The following is a 20,028-nucleotide window of genomic DNA, read 5'->3' on the forward strand; positions in this document are numbered from 1 at the left end:
GAACGGCATAAAGGTTCGAGACGGCCGAACCGGCATCAATATAAAAATCTTATAAATGCTTTTTTGGCGCGAACCGCCAAGTGAGGCTAAGGATCGACCCGGAACTGGTACCGACCTTCGGCGCTGCGGCCATCCATCGAGAGCACGCGCCAGTCGAGGGTATAGAGGCCCGGCGCTATAGCGGGATCGAGGGGGATCTTGAACACGGATCCTTCGGGACCGGAGAGAAATGGCTTGCCTGTGGGAAGTGCGGTTCCCTGGGCATCCAGCAGGATGGCCGTTGAGCGGGCAAGATCGACTGGGCCGGGGAAGGTGAGTTCGAGATTGGCCGGCACCAGCTTTTCTTCCTGCTGCTGCTGCTGCTGCTGCGGCGGCGGTAGGGATGCTTGTTCCAGGGCCGCAGACGCCTCGTTTGCCGCGAAGAGAAGGGATGCGAACAGACAGAACGACACGATCGACTTCATGATGGCCTTCCCTATCTTGCCGATCCGCATGGTGCCCGGTGCCGTCATGCTTCCGTAGCGCCATGCCGGCGCATGCTAATAACGCGGCCGGGGATGATTTCGATCCCTTGTCTCTATAGTTATGCGTACCGGCCTCGGCTGTCCGGTTTTCGGGAGCGTGGCGATCGGCTTCACAAGCCGGTGCCAGAACTCCCGCAATGACCTTGCGATCATCGGACCGTAAGACCGATTTCTGTCGACATCATCATGGTCGTTCGTCATCTCTTTGCCTATCCTCATTATTAGGGAACTCGCATGAAGAATGTACTCCCCGACGCCCTCGGCGGAAATCATACAGAGGTCTTGGAACGGCAATCTTTCGGATTATAGAAGATGGGCATTTCATCATATGTTGAGCAAAAGCTTGATTGATGCGATTGAATTGCCACCCCTTACCGTCTTATAGTCGTCTCCAGCGGCGCTCGATGAAGCGCGGGAGCCATAGGGAGGAAACCGATCATGACCAAAGTCCGTGCGCTGGTGCTGGAACGCCAGCATGAGCTTGCGCTTCGCGATATCGATCTGCCGCTCGAAACCGGCCCCGGCGAGGTGAAGATCAAGATTCATACCGTCGGCGTCTGCGGTTCGGACGTGCATTATTACACGCACGGCAAGATCGGCCCCTTCATCGTCAACGCGCCGATGGTGCTCGGCCATGAGGCGGCGGGCACGGTGGTCGAGGTCGGCGCCGGCGTCACGCATCTGAAAGTCGGCGACCGCGTCTGCATGGAACCCGGCATTCCCGATCCGAATTCCAAGGCGAGCCGGCTCGGCCTGTACAATATCGACCCGGCCGTGACCTTCTGGGCGACCCCGCCGATCCACGGCGTGCTGACGCCGGAGGTCGTGCATCCCGCCAACTACACATTCAAGCTGCCCGACAATGTCAGCTTCGCCGAAGGCGCCATGGTCGAACCCTTCGCCGTCGGCATGCAGGCAGCGAGCAAGGCAAAGATAGTGCCGGGTGATACTGCCGTCGTACTCGGCGCCGGGCCGATCGGCACGATGGTGGCGATCGCGGCGCTTGCCGGCGGCTGCGCCCGGGCGATCGTTGCCGATCTCGCCCAGCCGAAGCTCGATATATCAGCGCAGTACCAGGGCGTCATTCCGGTCAATATTCGCGAGAAGAGCCTGAGCGAAGAAGTGGGCAGGCTGACCGACGGCTGGGGCGCCGATGTCGTCTTCGAATGCTCCGGCTCGCCGAAAGCCTGGGAAACGATCATGGCGCTGCCGCGCCCGGGCGGCGTCATCGTCGCGGTCGGCCTGCCGGTCAACCCGATTGGTTTCGACGTTTCGACGGCATCCACCAAAGAGATCCGCATCGAGACGGTGTTCCGCTACGCGCATCAGTATGAGCGCTCGATCGCGCTGCTCGGCTCCGGTCGCGTCGACCTAAAGCCGCTGATATCAGAGACCTTCAAGTTCGAGGATTCGATCAAGGCGTTCGATCGCGCCGTCGAGGCGCGGCCGAGCGACGTGAAGCTGCAGATCGTGATGGAATAGGGCGAGGCAGCCTTACGATGAGTGCCCGGCGCTCAATTTCATCTTGCGAAAGACAAGGGCGGCGGCCGCGACGATAGCGGCGGCTCCGACGGCGATCAGCAGATGGCGATGGAGGGGAAGCTGGCCCAACATCTGCTGGATGCCGTGCCCGAAGAGGTAACCGAGCGCCGTGAAAAGCTGCCCCCACACCAGTGCGGCGGCGGCATTCAAGATGACGAATTTTCCGGTCGGTATTCGCGTCGTCCCGATGACAACAGGGCTGATCGTCCGCAACCCCACCAGAAAACGAAACGCGAATATGAAGCCGGTGGGATATCTTTCCAGCAGCCGGGTTGCGCGCGCCATCGCCGGTCTCTGCATCAGGCGGCGCACGAGGCCCCATCTGGCGGCATAACGGCCGGCGAAGAACCACAATTGATCGCCGGCGAAGGATCCCGCCGTGGCCGCAAGCGACGCCGACCAGTAGCTCAGCAGTCCGCGATGGGCAATCACACCGCCGAGAAACGCCGCCGTTTCGCCTTCGAAGGCAGCGCCCAGAAATATTGCCAGCAGACCGTAATGCTCGATCAGCGCTTCGATAGACACGCGGGTCCGCCTCCAGCCGTTCCTAGAGCTAAACCGGCTTTAAATCCCCAAGCAGCGTCGGGATCAGCTCCGACACCGTCGGATGGATCGGCACCGACCATTGCAATGCGGGATAGGTGGTGCCGGCATTCATCGCGTCGATGAGACCGTGGATCACTTCATCACCTTCGATGCCGAGGATCGCGGCGCCGAGGATTTTCCGGGTCTCGGCATCGGCAATCACCTTCATGAAGCCCTTGGTCTCGCCGCGCTCGTTGGCCCGGCCGACGCGGCTCATCGGACGGGTCGAGACCATGATCTTGCGCCCTGAGGCGCGCGCCTGCTTCTCCGTCATGCCGACGCGGCCGAGCGGCGGGTCGATATAGAGCGCATAGGCGGGGATGCGGCTCGACAGCTTGCGGTCGTCGCCGTCGATGAGATTGGCGGCGGCGATCTCGAAATCATTGTAGGAGGTGTGGGTGAAGGCGCCGTGGCCGTTGCAGTCGCCGAGCGCCCAGATGCCCTCGACATTGGTGGCGAGCCTGTCGTCGACGGTGATGAAGCCGCGTTGATCGGTGGCGACGCCGGCGGTATCCAGGCCGAGATCGTCGGTGTTCGGCTTGCGGCCGGTGGCGATCAGCACATGGCTCGCATCGATCTTCGCCGAGCCGGCGGAGACACGGATCCCGCTGCCGTTCCGGGCAAAGGCGATGTTGCCGGCGTCGGTGTGGACGCCAATGCCTTCCGCGCGCAGGATATCGGCGATCGCATCCGATATATCCTCGTCCTCGCGCGATGCGAGCTTCGGGCCGTGCTCGATGACGCTGACTTCGGCGCCGAAGCGGCGATACATCTGCGCGAATTCCAACCCGATATAGCTGCCGCCGATCACCGCCAGATGCCGCGGCAGCGTGTCGAGCTGGATGATCGAGGTGCTGGTGAGGTAGTCGATATCGTCGATGCCGGGCAGCTCGGGAATGACGGGCCGTGCGCCGACATTGAGGAAGATGCGCGGCGCGGTCAGCGTTTCGCCGTTGACGCTGACGGTCTTCGGTCCCTCGAAACGGGCATGGCCGTAGATCACGCTCATGCCGTCCATGCCGCCGAGCCAGCCGATCAGGCCGTTGCGGGCATTCATCGTCACCGTTTCGGCCCGCGCCCTGACCACCTTCATGTCGACGGCGATCTCGCCGGGGATATTGACGCCGTAAACCGCGCCGTTTCTCGCGACATGGGCGGCGCGGGCGCTGGCGACCAGCGTCTTCGTCGGCATGCAGCCGGCATTGACGCAGGTGCCGCCAAGGAACTTGCGCTCGATCAGCGCCACTTTCATGCCCTTTTCAACCATGCGGGCGGCAAGCGACGGGCCGGCCTGGCCGGCGCCGATGACGATGGCGTCGAAGCTCTTCATGACACCGCCCCCACGATGAGCACCGCGCCGATGACGGCGACGGCATCTTCGATGAGAGCTGCCGGCAAATCCTTGCCGAAGGCAGCGGCAAGCCGGCCGCGGACGGCAGCGCCGCCATAAGTGCCGATGACGGCGCCGATCACCCCGGCGATCAGCCCGCCGAAGAGCAGGCTGCTGGCGGCACCGATCGTCGCGCCTGACAGCGCGCCCGAGACGATGCGGGCGCCGAACTGCATCGGCACCTTGCGTGACGGCGTCGACGGCAGCTGGTCGGCGATCAGTTCGACGACGGCGAGAACCGTGAAGATCCATGGCGTCCACCGATACCCCATGAAGGCAAGCGGCGTCTGCGACACGTCGAACCAGCCGAGCGCCGCGCCCCAGGCGACGGCGGCCGGTGCGGTCATGGTGCGAAGGCCTGAGATGACACCGATCAGCAATGCAAGAAGCAGAAACATGCGATCCCCCTCTTTGCCGGCTTTCGCGCCGCAATCAGGGAAGGTTGCACATTGTCAGGCGCGTGGCAATTCGTCGTGTTGCGCCGGGGATTTAGTTCGCAAAGGCGGCGATGCCGGTGATCGCCCGGCCGATGATCAGCGCGTGGATGTCGTGCGTGCCCTCATAGGTGTTGACCACTTCGAGGTTGACGAGATGGCGGGCGATGCCGAATTCGTCGGAGATGCCGTTGCCGCCGAGCATGTCGCGGGCCGCGCGCGCGATGTCAAGCGCCTTGCCGCAGCTGTTGCGCTTGAGGATCGAGGTCAGCTCCACCGGCGGATGGCCTTCCTCCTTCATGCGGCCGAGCCGCAGGCAGCCCTGAAGGCCGAGCGAGATCTCCGCCGCCATGTCGGCGAGCTTCTTCTGGATCAGCTGGTTGGCGGCGAGCGGCCGGCCGAACTGCTTGCGCTCCAGCGTATATTGCCGGGCTCTGGCATAACAATCCTCGGCAGCACCGAGCGCGCCCCAGGCGATGCCGAAACGGGCCGAGTTGAGGCAGGTGAACGGTCCCTTGAGGCCGGTCACACCAGGCAGAAGATTTTCCTCCGGCACGAACACCCCGTCCATCACCACTTCGCCTGTGATCGAGGCGCGCAGGCCCACCTTGCCGTGGATGGCGGGGGCCGAAAGTCCCTTCCAGCCCTTTTCGAGGATGAAGCCGCGGATGAGGCCGTCCTCGGTCTTGGCCCAGACGACGAAGACATCGGCGATCGGCGCGTTGGAGATCCAGGTCTTCGAGCCGGTCAGGCTGTAGCCGCCGTCGACCTTCTTGGCGCGTGTCGCCATCGAGCCGGGATCGGAGCCGTGATCGGGTTCGGTGAGGCCGAAGCAGCCGATCCATTCGCCGGTGGCGAGTTTCGGCAGGTATTTCAGCTTCTGCGCCTCAGACCCGAAGGTTTCGATCGGCACCATCACCAGCGAGGACTGGACGCTCATCATCGAGCGGTAACCGCTGTCGACCCGCTCGACCTCACGGGCGATCAGGCCGTAGGCGACGTAACCGAGGCCGGCGCCGCCGTAGTCGGGAGAGATCGTCGGGCCGAGCAGGCCGAGTTCGCCCATTTCCCGGAAGATTTCGGGATCGGTCTTTTCATGGCGGAAGGCGGCAAGAACCCTCGGAGCAAGCTTCTCCTGCGCATAGGCATGGGCCGTATCCTGCACCATGCGCTCCTCGTCAGTCAGCTGCTCCGCCAGCCGGAACGGGTCGGTCCAGTCGAAAACCTCGCGCGTATGCTGCATCTCGGCGTCTCCTCACCCTTGAATTCAGGCTTGCCTCATCAAAGGTCGCATAGACCCGCCAGTCGAGCGCGTCAACAGAAGGCGGCCCTAGCGAAAAGACAGGGCGCGCCGTCTTTTCAAATGCGCCGGCATGATCCACTTTGCCCGCGATCGATTCTGGAACGAGGAGACGGAAATGTCGTCAAGCGATCTGTTCGTATCGGCCGAAGGCGCCGAATGGGTCAATCCCGAGCCCGGCGTCGTCAGGCGTATCATGACCTATCTGCCCGAGATGATGATGGTGGAAGTGGCATTCGAAAGCGGCGCCGTGGGCGCTGCCCATTCGCATCCGCACATCCAGGCCAGTTATGTCGCCGAGGGCAGCTTCGAAGTGACGATCGATGGCCGGACCGAGGTGCTCAAGCAGGGCGGCAGCTTCATCGTGCCCCCCAATCTCGTCCACGGCGTCAAGGCGCTGGAAAAGGGCCGGCTGATCGACAGCTTCACGCCGCACCGGGCCGAGTTTCTCAAATAGTCAGGTTTCGGCTTCCGACCGGCGCGCCGGGCCGGCGGCGGTGACATAGGGCGGCACGAAACGAGCATCCTCGCCGCGCACCGCCTCGCGCAGGAAGTCGATGACGGCGCGTACACGCGGCGCCTGTTTCAGGTCGCGATGGCAGGTGATCCAGTAGTGGCGCTTGAGGTCGATCTCCTCGGGCAGCACGCGCACCAGCTCGGGATAACGGCTGGCGAAGAAATAGGGCAGGATGCAGAGGCCGAGACCGTTTCGGGTGGCGGTGAGCTGCGCGAAGATGCTGGAACTCTGGAACTGCGGTTTGATGCGCGGGTGCACATCGCTGAGGTAATCCAGGCCCGGCGCGAAAATCATCTCCTCGATATAGCTGACGAAGGGATGGTTGAGCAGGTCCTCGCGGCAGGTGATGCCAGGCGCCTTTGCCAGATAGTCGCGCGAGCCGTAGATCTGCAGATGGTAGTCGGTCAGCTTCTCGGCGAAATAAGGCCCGCCCTTCGGCTCGTCGAGCACGACGGAAAGATCGGCCTCCTTGCGTGACAGCGACATGATCTGCTGGATCGTCACCAATTCGAGCGAGAGATGCGGATGCTGCGCGGCAAACCGCGGCAGCACCGTCGCGAAGAAGAAATTGGCAAAACCTTCCGGCGCGCTGAGCCGCACGAGGCCGCGCTGCGCCATCGAGCCATCGGCAAGGTCGGCGCGCAGCCGCTCGGTCTCCTGTTCCATCCGCTCGGCCGTCTCGACGAAGCGCGTTCCCATGGCGGTCAGCACATAGCCGCGCGGATTGCGCTCGAACAGTTTGACCTTGAGGGTGAATTCCAGCCGGTCGATGCGGCGCGAGACAGTGGCATGGCTGGAACGCAGCTGGCGGGCCGCCGTGGACAGCTGTCCGGTGCGGGCGACGGCTAGAAAAAACTGAAGATCGTCCCAAGTAAACTGCGGTGGATTGGTCATCGCCGTCCCCATCTGTTCAAAAACGAACAGATACTGTTTGGAATTAGTTGTAAACCACCCGTTGCTTCAACGCGGAATTTCCGTGATCGTAAGGCGAGGGTCGGCCGTTCTGAGGAGTGCGGCTGGCCAAATCTGAACAGATCCGCAATTTGGCTCATCTCTGGGAGGAGAGAATATGCGTAAGAATCTCATTGCATCAGTTGCATTTCTGCTTGCGAGCAGCACGGCGGTGCTCGCGCAAAGCGCGACCGACGGCAAGGTCAAGATCGGCATCCTGAACGACCAGTCGGGTGTCTATGCCGATTTCGGCGGCAAGTCCTCCGTCGAGGCCGCCAAGATGGCGGTCGAGGATTTCGGCGGCAAGGTGTTGGGTGTTCCGGTCGAGATCGTCGATGCCGACCACCAGAACAAGCCCGATATCGCCTCCAACATCGCCCGCCAGTGGTATGACACCGAGCAGGTGGATGCGATCATGGAATTGACCACCTCGTCGGTGGCGCTCGCGGTGCAGGCGATCGCCAAGGAAAAGAAGAAGATCGACATCGTCACCGGTGCTGCGACGACGGATCTGACCGGCAAGGCCTGCTCGCCCTACGGCTTCCACTGGGCCTACGATACCCATGCGCTCGCCGTCGGCACCGGCGGCGCGCTCGTCAAGCAGGGCGGCGACAGCTGGTTCTTCCTGACCGCCGACTATGCCTTCGGCTATTCGCTGGAACAGCAGACCACCGACTACGTCAAGGCGAGCGGCGGCAAGGTTGTCGGCGCTGTGCGCCATCCGCTGTCGACCCAGGATTTCTCCTCCTTCCTGCTGCAGGCGCAATCATCCGGCGCCAAGGTGATCGGCCTTGCCAATGCCGGCCTCGACACCTCGAACGCCATCAAGCAGGCGGCCGAATTCGGCATCACCCAGGGCGGCCAGCATCTGGCGGCACTGCTCTTCACGCTCGCCGAAGTCCATGGCCTCGGCCTCGAAGCGGCTCAAGGACTGACGCTGACGGAAGGCTTTTACTGGAACCGCGACGACGAAAGCCGCGCCTTCGCCAAGAAGTTCTTCGCCCGCACCGGCAAGATGCCGAACATGATCCACACCGGCACCTATTCGGCAGTGACGCAATATCTGAAGGCGGTGGAGAAGGCCGGCACCGACGAGACGGAAGCCGTTGCCAAGCAGCTGCATGAAATGCCGGTCGATGACGTCTTCGGCCGCGGCGGCACGGTCGGCGCCAATGGCCGCATGATCCACGACATGTATCTGCTGCAGGTCAAGAAGCCGGCCGACAGCAAGGAGCCATGGGATTACTTCAACGTTCTCGCCACCATCCCCGGCAAGGAAGCCTATATCGATCCCGCCAAGAGCGGCTGCGATCTGGTGAAGTAAGCACGATGGCGGTTTCCGCAATTGAAACTCAGGCAAAGCCGCGGGTGGTGTTATCAGCCCGCGGCCTGCGCCGCGATTTCGGCGGCTTCACGGCCGTCAAGAATGTCGATCTCGATGTGCATGACGCCAGCGTGCATGCGCTGATTGGCCCGAACGGCGCCGGCAAGACCACGGTCTTCAACCTGCTGACCAAGTTCCTACAGCCGACAGCGGGCACGATCACCCTGATGGGCACCGACATCACCGGAACGCCGCCCGACAGGGTGGCGCGCATGGGGCTGGTGCGCTCTTTCCAGATCTCGGCGGTCTTCCCGCATCTGAGCGTGCTCGACAATGTGCGGGTGGCGCTGCAGCGGCCGAACAATCTTTCCACCCAGTTCTGGCGGCCGCTTTCGGCACTCGACCGGCTGAACGAGCGCGCCGAGCAGTTGCTCGCCAGCGTCGGGCTTTCCAAGGAGCGCGATCATATCGCCGCCGATCTTTCCTATGGCCGCAAGCGGGTGCTGGAGATCGCCACCACGCTGGCGCTCGATCCGAAGGTGCTGCTGCTCGACGAGCCGATGGCCGGCATGGGGCTGGAGGATGTCGGCGTCGTTTCATCCATCATCCGCGAGGTCGCCCGCGAGCGGGCGGTGCTGATGGTCGAACACAATCTCTCCGTCGTCGCCAATATCTGCCAGCATGTGACGGTGCTGCAGCGCGGCGAGATCCTCGCCGAGGGCGACTATGCCACAGTCAGCCAGGACGAGCGCGTCCGCGTCGCTTACATGGGCACGGAGGAGCATTGATGGCCGCTCTGCTCGAAATTCACCAGCTCAATGCCTGGTACGGCGAAAGCCACGTCCTGCATGGCGTCGACATGCGGGTGGCCGAAGGCGAGACGATCACCATTCTCGGCCGCAACGGCGTCGGCAAGACGACGACACTGCGCACCATCACCGGCATCGTGCGCACCCGCAAGGGCAGCATCAGCTTTGCCGGCAGCGACATGATGCAGGTGCCGCTGCACAAGACGGCGCATCGCGGCATCGGCTTCGTGCCGGAGGAGCGCGGTATCTTCTCGACGCTCACCGTTTCGGAAAACCTGCTGCTGCCGCCCGTCGTGGCGAAGGGCGGGATGACGCTCGACGAAATTTATGAGCTCTTCCCCAATCTCTATGAGCGCCGCGGCAGTCCAGGCACCAAACTATCAGGCGGCGAGCAACAGATGCTGGCGATCGCCCGAATCTTACGCACCGGCGTTCGGCTGCTCATCCTCGACGAACCGACCGAGGGGCTCGCGCCCGTCATCGTCCAGCGCATCGGCGAGGTGCTGAAGAAGCTCAAGGAGCGCGGCATGACGATCCTGCTCGTCGAGCAGAATTTCCGCTTCGCCAGCCGTATTGCCGATCGCTTCTATCTGATGGATCATGGGCAGATGGTGTCGGAATTCCCGGTCGGCGAACTGCCGCAGCGTATGGATACGCTGCACAAGGTTCTGGGAGTGTGACCAGATGACGATGATCTTCGGGATTCCCCTGCAGGCGCTGCTCGGCCAGCTGCTGATCGGCCTGATCAACGGTTCGTTCTACGCGCTGCTCAGCCTCGGCCTCGCCATTATCTTCGGCCTGCTGCGGGTGATCAACTTCGCCCACGGCGCGCAATATATGCTCGGCGCCTTCGTCGCTTACCTCTTGCTGACCTATGCCGGCATCGGCTACTGGCCGTCGCTGATCCTGGCGCCCGTCATCGTCGGCCTTGCCGGCGCAGTCATCGAGCGGCTGTTCCTACGCCGGCTCTACGATCTCGACCCGCTCTACGGCCTGCTCTTCACCTTCGGGCTGGCGCTCGCCGTCGAGGGCACCTTCCGCTATCTCTACGGCTCTTCCGGCCAGCCCTATGCGACGCCATCAGCTCTTGCCGGGGGCGCCAACCTCGGCTTCATGTTCCTGCCGATCTATCGCGGCTGGGTGGTCGTCGTCTCGCTCGTTGTCTGCCTCGGCACCTGGCTGCTGATCGAGAAGACCAAGCTCGGCGCCTATCTCCGGGCCGCCACTGAAAACGCCGTGCTGGTGCAGGTCTTTGGCGTCAACGTGCCGGTGCTCTTGACGCTCACCTACGCGCTCGGCGCGGGTCTCGCTGCCTTTGCCGGCGTACTGGCGGCGCCGATCTACCAGGTGTCGCCGCTGATGGGTTCGAACATGATCATCGTCGTCTTCGCCGTGGTCGTGGTCGGCGGCATGGGATCGATCATGGGCGCGATCATCACCGGTTATGTCCTTGGGATCGCCGAGGGCCTGACCAAGGTCTTCTATCCCGAGGCTTCCAACATCGTGATCTTCGTCATCATGGCGATCGTGCTTCTCATCAGGCCCGCGGGCCTCTTCGGACGGGATGCTTGAGATGGCTGACATCACCGAAACCATCCGAACGGAAAAAAACCGAACCGCCCTTTCGGTGCAGGCGGGTTTCCTGCTGGCGGGGCTGCTGCTCCTGCTCTTGGCGCCGTTCTTCTTCTATCCGATCTTCCTGATGAAGCTGCTCTGTTTCGCGCTCTTTGCCTGCGCCTTCAACCTGCTGCTCGGCTATACCGGCCTGCTTTCCTTCGGCCATGCCACCTTCTTCGGGGGGGCGGCCTATTTCACCGCCTATACGGTGAAGGCATGGGGCCTGCCGCCGGAACTCGGCATCCTGATCGGGGTGGTGGGTGCTGCGTTTCTCGGCCTCGTCATGGGTTTCTTCGCCATCCGCCGCCAGGGCATCTATTTCGCGATGATCACGCTGGCGCTGTCGCAGATGTTCTTCTTCTTCTGCCTGCAGGCGGAGTTCACCGAAGGCGAGGACGGCATCCAGTCGGTGCCGCGCGGCCATCTGTTCGGCTTCATCGATCTGAACAGCTCGACCAATATGTATTATTTCGTGCTGGCCGTGTTCATCATCGGCGTGCTGATCATCTGGCGCTTCATCAATTCGCCCTTCGGCATGATCCTGAAATCGATCCGCGAAAACGAGCAACGGGCAATCTCGCTCGGTTATTCCGTGGCGCGCTACAAGCTCGGCGCCTTCGTCATGTCGGCAGCGCTTGCGGGGCTCGCGGGCGCGGTGAAATCGATCGTCTTCCAGTTCGCGACCTTGACCGATGTCGCCTGGCAGATGTCGGGCGAAGTGATCCTGATGACGCTGCTTGGCGGCATAGGCACGCTGATCGGCCCGCTCTTCGGCGCCGGGCTGGTGGTGGCGTTGGAAAACTACCTCGCGACCTCGGAATTCCCGGTGACGATCATCACCGGCATCGTCTTCATGGTCTGCGTCCTGATCTTCCGCCGCGGCATCATCGGCGAATTCTACGCGTCACGGCTGGGGCGGAAACTGGGCTTCGTCTATCGCCGCTAACGGGCGGACCTCTCACTTTCCGGGAAAGAAGTTCTCTTCCCCGAAAGAGGGGCGGGCGCTGCGACTCTCCTTTCCCCGCGCTGCGGGGAAAGGGAATGGAAGCATCTGGAGTTTCGTGCAGGGCACATGGATCGTTACGACTATATCATCATCGGGGCAGGCAGCGCCGGCTGCGTGCTGGCCAACCGGCTGTCCGCCGATAACAGGAGCCGGGTGCTGCTGCTCGAAGCCGGCGGCAGCGACAATTATCACTGGATTCATATTCCCGTGGGCTATCTCTATTGCATCAACAATCCGCGCACGGACTGGTGCTTCACCACGGCGCCGGAAGCGGGATTGAACGGCCGGGCGCTGAGTTATCCCCGCGGCAAGGTGCTCGGCGGCTGTTCGTCGATCAACGGCATGATCTACATGCGCGGCCAGGCGCGCGATTACGACCTCTGGCGGCAGATGGGCTGCACCGGTTGGGGCTGGGACGACGTTCTGCCTTTCTTCCGCAAGTCCGAGGATTTTTATCGCGGCGAAGACGAGATGCATGGTGCCGGCGGCGAATGGCGCATCGAGAAGGCTCGGGTGCGCTGGGCCGTGCTCGATGCCTTCCAGCAGGCGGCGAGAGAAGCCGGCATTCCGGAGACGGAGGATTTCAACCGCGGCAGCAACGAAGGTTCCGGCTATTTCGACGTCAACCAGCGTTCCGGCATCCGCTGGAACACCTCGAAGGCCTTCCTGCGCCCGGCGATGAAGCGCTCCAACCTGACCGTCCTTACCAAGGCGCAGGTCCGGCGGCTGCTGGTGGAGGAGGGCGCCGTTGCCGGCGTCGAATTCCAACACCAAGGCGTGGCCAAACGCGCCTATGCGGCGAAGGAAACCGTCCTTTCGGCCGGCTCGATCGGTTCGCCGCATATCCTGGAACTGTCCGGTGTCGGCAGGGGGGAGGTTCTCCAGCCGGCCGGCATCGATGTCGTCACCGAGGTGAAGGGGATCGGCGAGAACCTGCAGGATCATCTGCAGCTGCGTCTCGCCTATAAGGTGACGGGCGTTCCGACGCTGAACGAGAAGGCGACGAAGCTGATCGGCAAGGCGGCGATCGGGCTCGAATATCTCGTCCGCCGCTCCGGGCCGATGGCGATGGCGCCAAGCCAGCTCGGCATCTTCACCCGCTCCGGTCCGGATCGGGAAACGCCGGATCTGCAATATCACGTGCAGCCGGTGTCGCTGGATAAGTTCGGCGATCCCGTCCATCCTTTCCCGGCAATCACCGCGAGCGTCTGCAATCTCCGGCCGGAAAGCCGGGGTTCGGTCCACCTGTCCAGCCCGGATTTTGCTGCCCAGCCGACGATCAGCCCGAGATACCTCTCGACGCAGCGTGATCGTGACATAGCTGTCCGTTCCATACGGTTGACGCGCAGGATCGTCGCGCAGCCCTCCTTTGCCCGTTTCAGGCCGGAGGAATTCAAGCCGGGGCCCTCCTATCAGACGGAGGCCGATTTGGAGCGGGCGGCGGGCGATATCGGCACGACGATCTTCCATCCGGTCGGGACCTGCCGCATGGGCGCCGACAGGGACAGCGTCGTCGATCCCAGGCTGAAGCTCAGGGCGCTCGGCAAGCTCAGGATCGCCGACGCCTCGGTGATGCCGTCGATCACCTCGGGCAACACCAATTCGCCAACGATCATGATCGCCGAAAAGGCGGCAGCGATGATCCTCGAAGACAATCGATAGGAGAAGACCATGGCAAGGATCGCATTCATCGGCCTCGGCAACATGGGTGGGCCGATGGCGGCCAATCTGGTCAAATCAGGCCACCAGGTTCTCGGCTTCGATCTCGCGGCGCCGGTGCTGAAGGCGGCCGAGCAGAGCGGCGTCAAGCCGGCAAGTCATGCCAGCCAGGCAGTCAAGGACGCGGAAATTATCATCACCATGCTGCCGCAGGGCAGGCATGTGCTGACGGCCTGGACCGATATCCTCCAGACCGCGGCGCAGGACACGCTGGTCATCGATTGTTCGACAATCGATGTCGAAAGCAGCCGCAAGGCGCATGAGATGGCAAAGGCGGCAAGCTGCCTGTCGCTCGACGCTCCCGTCTCCGGTGGCACCGGCGGGGCGAGCGCGGGCACGCTGACCTTCATGGCCGGCGGTTCGGACGAGGCCTTCGCCCGGGCGAAGCCGATTCTCGAGGCCATGGGCAAGAAGATCGTCCATTGCGGCGAGGCGGGTGCGGGCCAGGCAGCAAAGATCTGCAACAACATGATCCTCGGCATTTCGATGGTCGGCGTCTGCGAGGCGTTCGTGCTTGCGGAAAAGCTCGGCCTCTCGCATCAGGCGCTGTTCGACGTCGCCTCGACCTCATCAGGCCAGTGCTGGTCGATCAATACCTATTGCCCGGTGCCCGGACCGGTTCCGACCTCGCCGGCGAATAATGGTTACAAGCCGGGTTTTGCCGCAGCGCTAATGTTGAAGGACCTGAGGTTGTCGCAGGAGGCGGCGCTGGCAAGCGGCGCCTCGACGCCGATGGGCGCGGAAGCAGCACAGCTTTATGCGCTGTTCGACAAGCAGGGCAATGGTGGAAGGGACTTTTCCGCCATCATCGAGATGTTCCGCGAGAAAGTGTAGGCGATGGCCTACAGAAGATAGCTGACCGGCTCGTTTCGAACCGGATGCGGGAAGACGCCCATGCCGACGCCGAAAATCGAGCGCAGCGTGTCGGTCTGCATGATCTCTGCGGGCGTGCCTTCGGCGGCGATCCGGCCGCGGTTGAGCGCGACGATCGCGTCGCAGTAGCGCGCGGCAAGATTGATATCGTGCAGCACGATGACGACGGTCAGCCCGCGTTCGTGGCTGAGTTCCTGCACCAGGGAGAGAACGCTTGCCTGATGGGCAAGGTCGAGCGCCGATGTCGGTTCGTCGAGCAGCAGGCAGCGGGCGTCCTGGGCAAGCATCATGGCGATCCAGGCGCGCTGGCGCTCGCCGCCGGACATGTTGGCAACGAGACGGTCGGCGAAGTCCTCAAGCTTGGTGCGGGCGATGGCCTCCTCGACCTTGTTGCGGTCCGTCGTGGTGAAGCGGCCGAGCGTGCCGTGCCAGGGAAAACGGCCGAGTGCCACGAGTTCGCGCACGGTCATCCCGTCGGTCGCCGGCGTGAATTGCGGCATATAGGCGACGTGTCGGGCAAATTCCCGGGCACCCCAGTCCGCCGTCGGTTTGCCGGCAAAGGCGATGGCGCCGGATTGCGGCCCGACCTGACGGGCGATGATTTTCAAAAGCGTGCTCTTGCCGGAACCGTTCGGCCCCACCAGGCCGTAGATGCGGCCCTGTTCGAGGGTCAGATCGATACCACGCAGGATGGGCTTCGGCCCGATGGCATAGGTAATTCCCGACAGGGCAAGGAAAGGCGAAGGCATGGTCTGCTCCCGGTTCGGCGCTGCAGCTTCGGGAGGGCCTCAGACAAGTATGAGCCCTCCTTCCCGCATCCGGTTCCTGCAAAACTAAACCTGTATTGTCAACTTAACATTTTCTGCTGGCGGCCAAGCGGGCATGGCCAGAACAATCATGCCTTCGACACCGAAAAACTCAGCCTGGCATCGCCGAACAGGATGTCGATCATGCCGGGTTCGGCCAGCTCAATCGCACCGCTCAACGTGCCCGTCGTGATCAGCGCGCCTGCCTTCAGCGATGTGTCGGGACGCAAGCCGTCATTGGCGTAATCGACAAGCCAGGTGAGAACGTCGCGCTTCGGATGCTGGGCCGGACCGTCATGGATTGTGCGGCCGGCATGGGTGACCTTGAGCGGCGTGCCGCCGGCACTGTCGACAACGCTGTTGTCGAGCTTCGGACCGAGCACATAGCCGCTATTGCCGAGGCGATCGGCGAGAAACAGCAGAAAGGAAACGCTGCCGCTCTCTTTAACGGCGCTGACCAGCAGCTCGGCGCCGAGATAAACGGCGGAGATTGCCTCGACCACCTCGGCGCGGCTGTACGGCGCGCCCACGCGGATCGGCAGATCCTTGCCGAGGCGGACGGCGATTTCGGTCTCGAATTTCAGGCCGGGATACCAGGGGATATCAGCGCCGGAGACGGCTTCGGCATAGGGATGCAGCGGAGCGGTGACCGCCTGGCGCTGCGGCGAGACCGTCACCTTCCAGGCATTGCTGGAAATGCCGTCGACTGCGGTGAGGAAATTCTGCGCTTCCATCGCCTGATGCAGATCGGCCGGCGGCGTGAAAGTCGCCGTTTCCTCCTGTCGGCCGGCCTGGTGCAGGCTGTGAAGCCTGGCTGCAAGGGCGCGCGGATCGAATGCTTCTGTCATGCTGTCTCCTCGACCTGATTTTCGAGGCGCCACACTAACCGCAAGCCCGGCATGAACAAGGCCGTTCTTGGAAAAGCTCCTATTCCATCGCCGCGTACCAGCGGGCGCGATAGGCGGCCAGTCCCGGGATATCGGTCGGTGGAATATGCGTCTCGGTACCCGAGACCGGCCGGATGCCGGTCAGAAGGGCCGCGCCCTGGCTGGTGCCGGTCGAGCCGGGAACGGCCATGACCTCGCGGCCGACAAGCGCCGCAAGCAGCTTCAGATAGGTCCCGTTCAGGGCGAAGGGACCTTCGACGATCACGGGGCCTTTGGCGCCGATCAGTCCAAGGCAGGCATCGGTCATCAAAGCGAGATAGAGGCAGGCGGCAGCATAGCGCTCTTCGCGGCTTGCCTCTTCGGCGCCGATCCAGTGGCTTGCCTTTCCCGGAAAGGGGCCGGAACCCGGGGCGATGTTCGGCAGCAGCATCATGCCCTTGTCGATGACGGGGCCGATCGCCGCTTGCGCGGCTTTTTCGTCGACTTGGCCGATCTCGGCCGACAGGATCTCGAATTCCCGCCCGCCCATGAAACGCGAGGAGGGAACGGCGCGGCCATAGGCGTCGACATTGGCGAGCGCATCGCGGTTGGGATCGAGATGATCGAGATCAGCGCCGACGCCGAAATTGATCACCCATGTGCCTGTGGAGACGACGGCGAAGGGGGCGGCGCGATTGACAAGATGCGGCAGCAGCGAGGCGTTGGAATCGTGAATGCCGCAATACACCGGCACCGGTGCGACAAGGCCGAGCCCGGCGGCGATTTCGGGCAGAACAGGACCGAGCGCATCGAAGGCGGAGCGGGTCGGCGCCATCAGGTCGCCGATGCCAAGCCGGTCGACGAGCGAGGAATAGCGTGATGTTTTCGGGTTCCAGAGGTCGGTGTGGCAGCCGAGCGAGGTCAGCTCATTGGCGGCAACACCGGTCAGCCGCGCCGTCCAATATTGCGCATAGGTGAGAATGGTCGCAACCCCCGCGAATTCCTCGGGAAAGGCGGTTTTCTGGTAGTGCAGTTGCGCGCCGACATTGAGGCCCATCGCAAGGCGCGGCGAGAAGGTCTCATCGAAGGCGGGACGCAAAGCCGTATAGGCATCGCGGATCGCCTGAGGATATTCATGTTCGTAGTCGATGACAGGCATGGCGAGCGCGCCATCCCGGTCAAGCAGCGCGGCGGCGGCGCCATGGGTGGTGATCGAGATGGCGTCAAAACCCGGCTCACGCGCAAGGCTCTTCAGCGCGCCGAGCGCGAAGGACCAGAGGGCCTCTGTGTCGTAATGCGGGTAGGGACCGGTTTTGATCGCAACGTTCGGCCGCTTCAGCACGGCGATCTCGGCGCCGGTCTCGCTGTCGAGCACGACGACCTTGGCATTGGTCTTGCCGATGTCGAGAACGGCGATGCGGCGATAGGAGCTGGCGGTCATGGCATATGGAAGAGGGTGACGAGGTCGCTTTGAACAGGCGAATTATCCGGATTCGTGGCCATGATATCGGCCATATGAGCCCACCATTTTTTCATCACAGGATGGTCCGGCAGGCTTGCCATCGTGTGGTCGGCCGGCCGGGTCAGCACGCCGAACAGCGTGTTGGTATCCCGGTCGAGATGGATGGAATAGTCGCTGGCGCCTGACTTGTGCAGGAGATCGACCAGTTCCGGCCAGATCTCGTCATGCCGCCTGCGGTATTCGGCTTCCATGCCGGGATTAAGCTGCATCTTGAAGGCGTGTTTTTCTAGCGTCATCGGGAGCTCATGAGCTTGATGCGGCGGGCAATGATCGGGATAGCGATGGTGATGATCAGAAGCAGGCCGATGAAGATCGACATGACGATGCCGGGCACATTCAGCAAGCCGAGGCCGAAGGTGACGAGGCCCATCACGAAAGCGGCGATGACGACGCCGCCGATTGTGCCGGAGCCGCCGAGGATCGAGATGCCGCCGAGCACGACCATGGTAACGACCTCGAGTTCCCAGCCCTGGGCGATCGACGGCCGGGTCGAGCCGAGGCGTGACGTCAGGCAGACCGCGGCAATACCGCTCATGACACCGGTCAGCAGGAAGAGAATGAATTTGACACGTTCGACCGGAATGCCGGAGAAGCGGGCGGCGAAGTCGTTATTGCCGATCGCATAGACCTGCCGGCCGAAATTCGTCGCATGCAGCAGGATGGCGAAGGCGATCGCCAGCACGATGAACAGCACGAATTCGAACGAGAACACCCAGAACACGTAGCCCTGGCCGAAATAGGCAAAATCGGCGGGGTATTTGCCGTAAGCCTGGTCGCCGAGAACGATATAGGAAATGCCGCGGAACAGGCTCATCGTGCCGATGGTGACGACGATCGACGGCAGTTTCAGCACCGAGACCAGCACGCCGTTGAAGGTGCCGCAGGCAAGACCGGTGCCGATGCCGATCGCGACCAGTCCCGGCGTGCCGATGCCGAGCTGGGCCGCCGCCCCCATCGCCGTCGAGGCGAGCGCGATGATGGCGGCGACCGAGAGGTCGATCTCGCCCGAGATGACGAGCAGCGCCATGGCGAAGGCGATCATCGCCTTTTCGGTAAAGTTGAAGGTGGCGTCAGATAGGTTCCAGGCATCGAGAAAATAGGGCGAAGCCAGGGAATTGAAGACGAAGATGAGGACGGCGACGGCAAAGAGCAGCACTTCCCAACTGGCGACGATGCGGCGGAAGGGTGTGCCGAGGCGGTCGGGGATCATCCGCTTTTCGTGTGTGGACACGGTGCTCATGCTGCGGCCTCCGTTCTGATCTCGGCTGCGGCGCGGTCGCGCAGGATGATGCGGCCGCGGTTGCGCTCACGCCTGGCGTTGAAGGCGACGGCGAGAATGATGACGGTTCCGGAGATCGCCATTTGCGTGAAGGGTGAAATGCCGATGACCGGCAGGGCGTTCTTGATGACGCCGAGGAAGAGCGCGCCGAGCACCGTGCCGGCGACCGAGCCGACGCCGCCGGCAATGGAGATGCCGCCGATGACGCAGGCCGCAACGCTGTCGAGCTCGAAGCCGTTGGCGATATCGACATAGGCGACGGCGTAACGCGAGACCCAGAGATAGCTGGAAAGGCCGGCGAGCGCGCCGGAGAGCACGAAGGCCAGGAATTTCGTCCGGCCGGTATCGATGCCGGCATAGACGGCAGCCGTCGGATTGCCGCCGGTCGCATAGGCCGAGCGGCCAAACGGGCTGTAGCGCAGCAGCATGTACATCAGCGCGACGATGATGATCGCGACCCAGCCCAGCACCGGCAGGCCGAGGATCGGCGTGCGGGGGACGGAGAGGAAGGTCGGCGTCATCTGGTGGGCGTTCACCCAGGCGCCGCCCGAGAGCACGAAGGCCATGCCGCGATAGATGGTGAGGGTGCCGAGGGTGACGACGATCGACGGAATTTCGAGGCGCCAGACGAGGAAGCCGTTGATGGCGCCGAGCGCCGCACCGATGACGATCGCGGCAAGGATGAGCACGACCAGCGGCAGGCCGGGAAAGGCGGCGTTCATCATCGCAATTGCCATGCCGGTAAAGGCAAGGTTGGCGGCAACCGAGAGATCGATCGATTTCGTCAGGATGACCGTCATCTGGGCAAGCGCCAGAATGATGAGGATCGCCGTGTCGTTGAAGATGCCGGCGAGATTGTCCGGTGTGGCGAAATCGGCGGCGCGTGTCGAGAAGACGGCAATCATCACCACGATGATGGCAAAGAGCAGGGTTTCACGTTTTCTAATCAGTCTGGCCATGCCCA

The 20,028-nt window shown here is 63.0% G+C and carries 21 protein-coding genes; 9 read left to right on the top strand and 12 right to left on the bottom strand.

Annotated elements, in window-relative coordinates; translation table 11 throughout:
• Window positions 1-86 precede the first annotated feature (86 nt).
• Entirely contained in the window at window positions 87-464 is a 378-nt protein-coding gene (locus QMO82_RS31445; protein WP_183609078.1) for a copper resistance protein CopC, read from the bottom strand.
• Between the two features lie 498 nt (window positions 465-962).
• Between QMO82_RS31445 and QMO82_RS31450 the strand changes: the two genes are divergently transcribed.
• Window positions 963-2,006, top strand: coding sequence for an NAD(P)-dependent alcohol dehydrogenase (locus QMO82_RS31450; protein WP_183609009.1), 1,044 nt, complete (start codon window positions 963-965; stop codon window positions 2,004-2,006).
• A gap of 12 nt (window positions 2,007-2,018) precedes the next feature.
• Here QMO82_RS31450 and QMO82_RS31455 read toward each other — a convergent pair whose 3' ends face one another.
• The 4 genes from QMO82_RS31455 to QMO82_RS31470 all read right to left on the bottom strand — a co-directional run bounded on the left by QMO82_RS31455 (window position 2,019) and on the right by QMO82_RS31470 (window position 5,718).
• Window positions 2,019-2,591, bottom strand: a complete 573-nt coding sequence (locus QMO82_RS31455; RefSeq protein ID WP_183609010.1) for a DedA family protein — start codon at window positions 2,589-2,591, stop codon at window positions 2,019-2,021.
• Window positions 2,592-2,619: 28 nt separating this feature from the next.
• Window positions 2,620-3,981 carry an FAD-containing oxidoreductase gene (locus tag QMO82_RS31460; protein ID WP_183609011.1) on the bottom strand — a complete coding sequence of 454 codons (1,362 nt, stop codon included), beginning with the start codon at window positions 3,979-3,981 and terminating at the stop codon, window positions 2,620-2,622.
• The gene (locus QMO82_RS31465; RefSeq protein WP_183609012.1) at window positions 3,978-4,439 is read right to left on the bottom strand and encodes a DUF4126 domain-containing protein; all 462 of its coding nucleotides are present in this window, start codon (window positions 4,437-4,439) and stop codon (window positions 3,978-3,980) included. The genes QMO82_RS31460 and QMO82_RS31465 overlap by 4 nt, the downstream gene beginning before the upstream one ends.
• Window positions 4,440-4,530: 91 nt before the next feature.
• Window positions 4,531-5,718 carry an acyl-CoA dehydrogenase gene (locus QMO82_RS31470; RefSeq protein ID WP_183609013.1) on the bottom strand — a complete coding sequence of 396 codons (1,188 nt, stop codon included), beginning with the start codon at window positions 5,716-5,718 and terminating at the stop codon, window positions 4,531-4,533.
• A gap of 175 nt (window positions 5,719-5,893) precedes the next feature.
• Here QMO82_RS31470 and QMO82_RS31475 point away from each other — a divergent pair, with 175 nt between their 5' ends.
• Window positions 5,894-6,232, top strand: a complete 339-nt coding sequence (locus QMO82_RS31475) for a cupin domain-containing protein (protein ID WP_097616871.1) — start codon at window positions 5,894-5,896, stop codon at window positions 6,230-6,232.
• Here the strand turns inward: QMO82_RS31475 and QMO82_RS31480 are convergent, their stop codons facing one another.
• A complete protein-coding gene (locus QMO82_RS31480) occupies window positions 6,233-7,186 on the bottom strand; it encodes a LysR family transcriptional regulator (protein WP_183609014.1) in 954 nt (317 codons plus the stop codon).
• A gap of 175 nt (window positions 7,187-7,361) precedes the next feature.
• On the opposite strand from QMO82_RS31480, the gene QMO82_RS31485 reads away from it, so the two are divergent.
• From QMO82_RS31485 to mmsB, 7 genes are all read left to right on the top strand, one after another.
• Window positions 7,362-8,567 carry an ABC transporter substrate-binding protein gene (locus QMO82_RS31485; protein WP_183609015.1) on the top strand — a complete coding sequence of 402 codons (1,206 nt, stop codon included), beginning with the start codon at window positions 7,362-7,364 and terminating at the stop codon, window positions 8,565-8,567.
• 5 nt (window positions 8,568-8,572) lie between these two features.
• On the top strand, window positions 8,573-9,355 hold the full coding sequence (locus tag QMO82_RS31490) for an ABC transporter ATP-binding protein (RefSeq protein ID WP_183609016.1): 783 nt from the start codon (window positions 8,573-8,575) through the stop codon (window positions 9,353-9,355).
• A complete protein-coding gene (locus tag QMO82_RS31495) occupies window positions 9,355-10,056 on the top strand; it encodes an ABC transporter ATP-binding protein (protein WP_183609017.1) in 702 nt (233 codons plus the stop codon). The genes QMO82_RS31490 and QMO82_RS31495 overlap by 1 nt, the downstream gene beginning before the upstream one ends.
• Before the next feature lie 4 nt (window positions 10,057-10,060).
• A complete protein-coding gene (locus QMO82_RS31500) occupies window positions 10,061-10,948 on the top strand; it encodes a branched-chain amino acid ABC transporter permease (RefSeq protein ID WP_183609018.1) in 888 nt (295 codons plus the stop codon).
• A gap of 1 nt (window position 10,949) precedes the next feature.
• Window positions 10,950-11,939: a branched-chain amino acid ABC transporter permease gene (locus QMO82_RS31505; RefSeq protein WP_130810125.1), complete on the top strand. Its 990-nt coding sequence runs from the start codon at window positions 10,950-10,952 to the stop codon at window positions 11,937-11,939.
• A gap of 126 nt (window positions 11,940-12,065) precedes the next feature.
• Window positions 12,066-13,661, top strand: a complete 1,596-nt coding sequence (locus QMO82_RS31510; protein ID WP_183609019.1) for a GMC family oxidoreductase — start codon at window positions 12,066-12,068, stop codon at window positions 13,659-13,661.
• Between the two features lie 9 nt (window positions 13,662-13,670).
• Window positions 13,671-14,552 (top strand): 3-hydroxyisobutyrate dehydrogenase, encoded by an 882-nt coding sequence (gene mmsB, locus QMO82_RS31515; protein ID WP_183609020.1) that lies wholly within the window; start codon window positions 13,671-13,673, stop codon window positions 14,550-14,552.
• An 8-nt stretch (window positions 14,553-14,560) separates the two neighbouring features.
• On the opposite strand, the gene QMO82_RS31520 is transcribed toward mmsB, so the two are convergent.
• The 6 genes from QMO82_RS31520 to QMO82_RS31545 form a co-directional block, all read right to left on the bottom strand.
• Complete coding sequence (locus QMO82_RS31520; RefSeq protein ID WP_183609021.1) at window positions 14,561-15,340, bottom strand: ABC transporter ATP-binding protein; 780 nt, start codon at window positions 15,338-15,340, stop codon at window positions 14,561-14,563.
• Between the two features lie 146 nt (window positions 15,341-15,486).
• On the bottom strand, window positions 15,487-16,245 hold the full coding sequence (locus QMO82_RS31525; protein ID WP_183609022.1) for a fumarylacetoacetate hydrolase family protein: 759 nt from the start codon (window positions 16,243-16,245) through the stop codon (window positions 15,487-15,489).
• Window positions 16,246-16,324: 79 nt separating this feature from the next.
• Entirely contained in the window at window positions 16,325-17,704 is a 1,380-nt protein-coding gene (locus tag QMO82_RS31530) for an FGGY-family carbohydrate kinase (RefSeq protein WP_183609023.1), read from the bottom strand.
• Window positions 17,701-18,021, bottom strand: coding sequence for an L-rhamnose mutarotase (gene rhaM / locus QMO82_RS31535; RefSeq protein WP_183609024.1), 321 nt, complete (start codon window positions 18,019-18,021; stop codon window positions 17,701-17,703). Before rhaM ends, QMO82_RS31530 begins: the two co-directional genes overlap by 4 nt.
• Entirely contained in the window at window positions 18,018-19,025 is a 1,008-nt protein-coding gene (locus tag QMO82_RS31540; protein WP_183609025.1) for an ABC transporter permease, read from the bottom strand. The genes rhaM and QMO82_RS31540 overlap by 4 nt, the downstream gene beginning before the upstream one ends.
• Window positions 19,022-20,023: an ABC transporter permease gene (locus QMO82_RS31545; protein WP_183609026.1), complete on the bottom strand. Its 1,002-nt coding sequence runs from the start codon at window positions 20,021-20,023 to the stop codon at window positions 19,022-19,024. The genes QMO82_RS31540 and QMO82_RS31545 overlap by 4 nt, the downstream gene beginning before the upstream one ends.
• Window positions 20,024-20,028: the final 5 nt, after the last annotated feature.

The organism is Rhizobium sp. BT04 (assembly GCF_030053135.1).
GTDB lineage: Bacteria > Pseudomonadota > Alphaproteobacteria > Rhizobiales > Rhizobiaceae > Rhizobium > Rhizobium binxianense.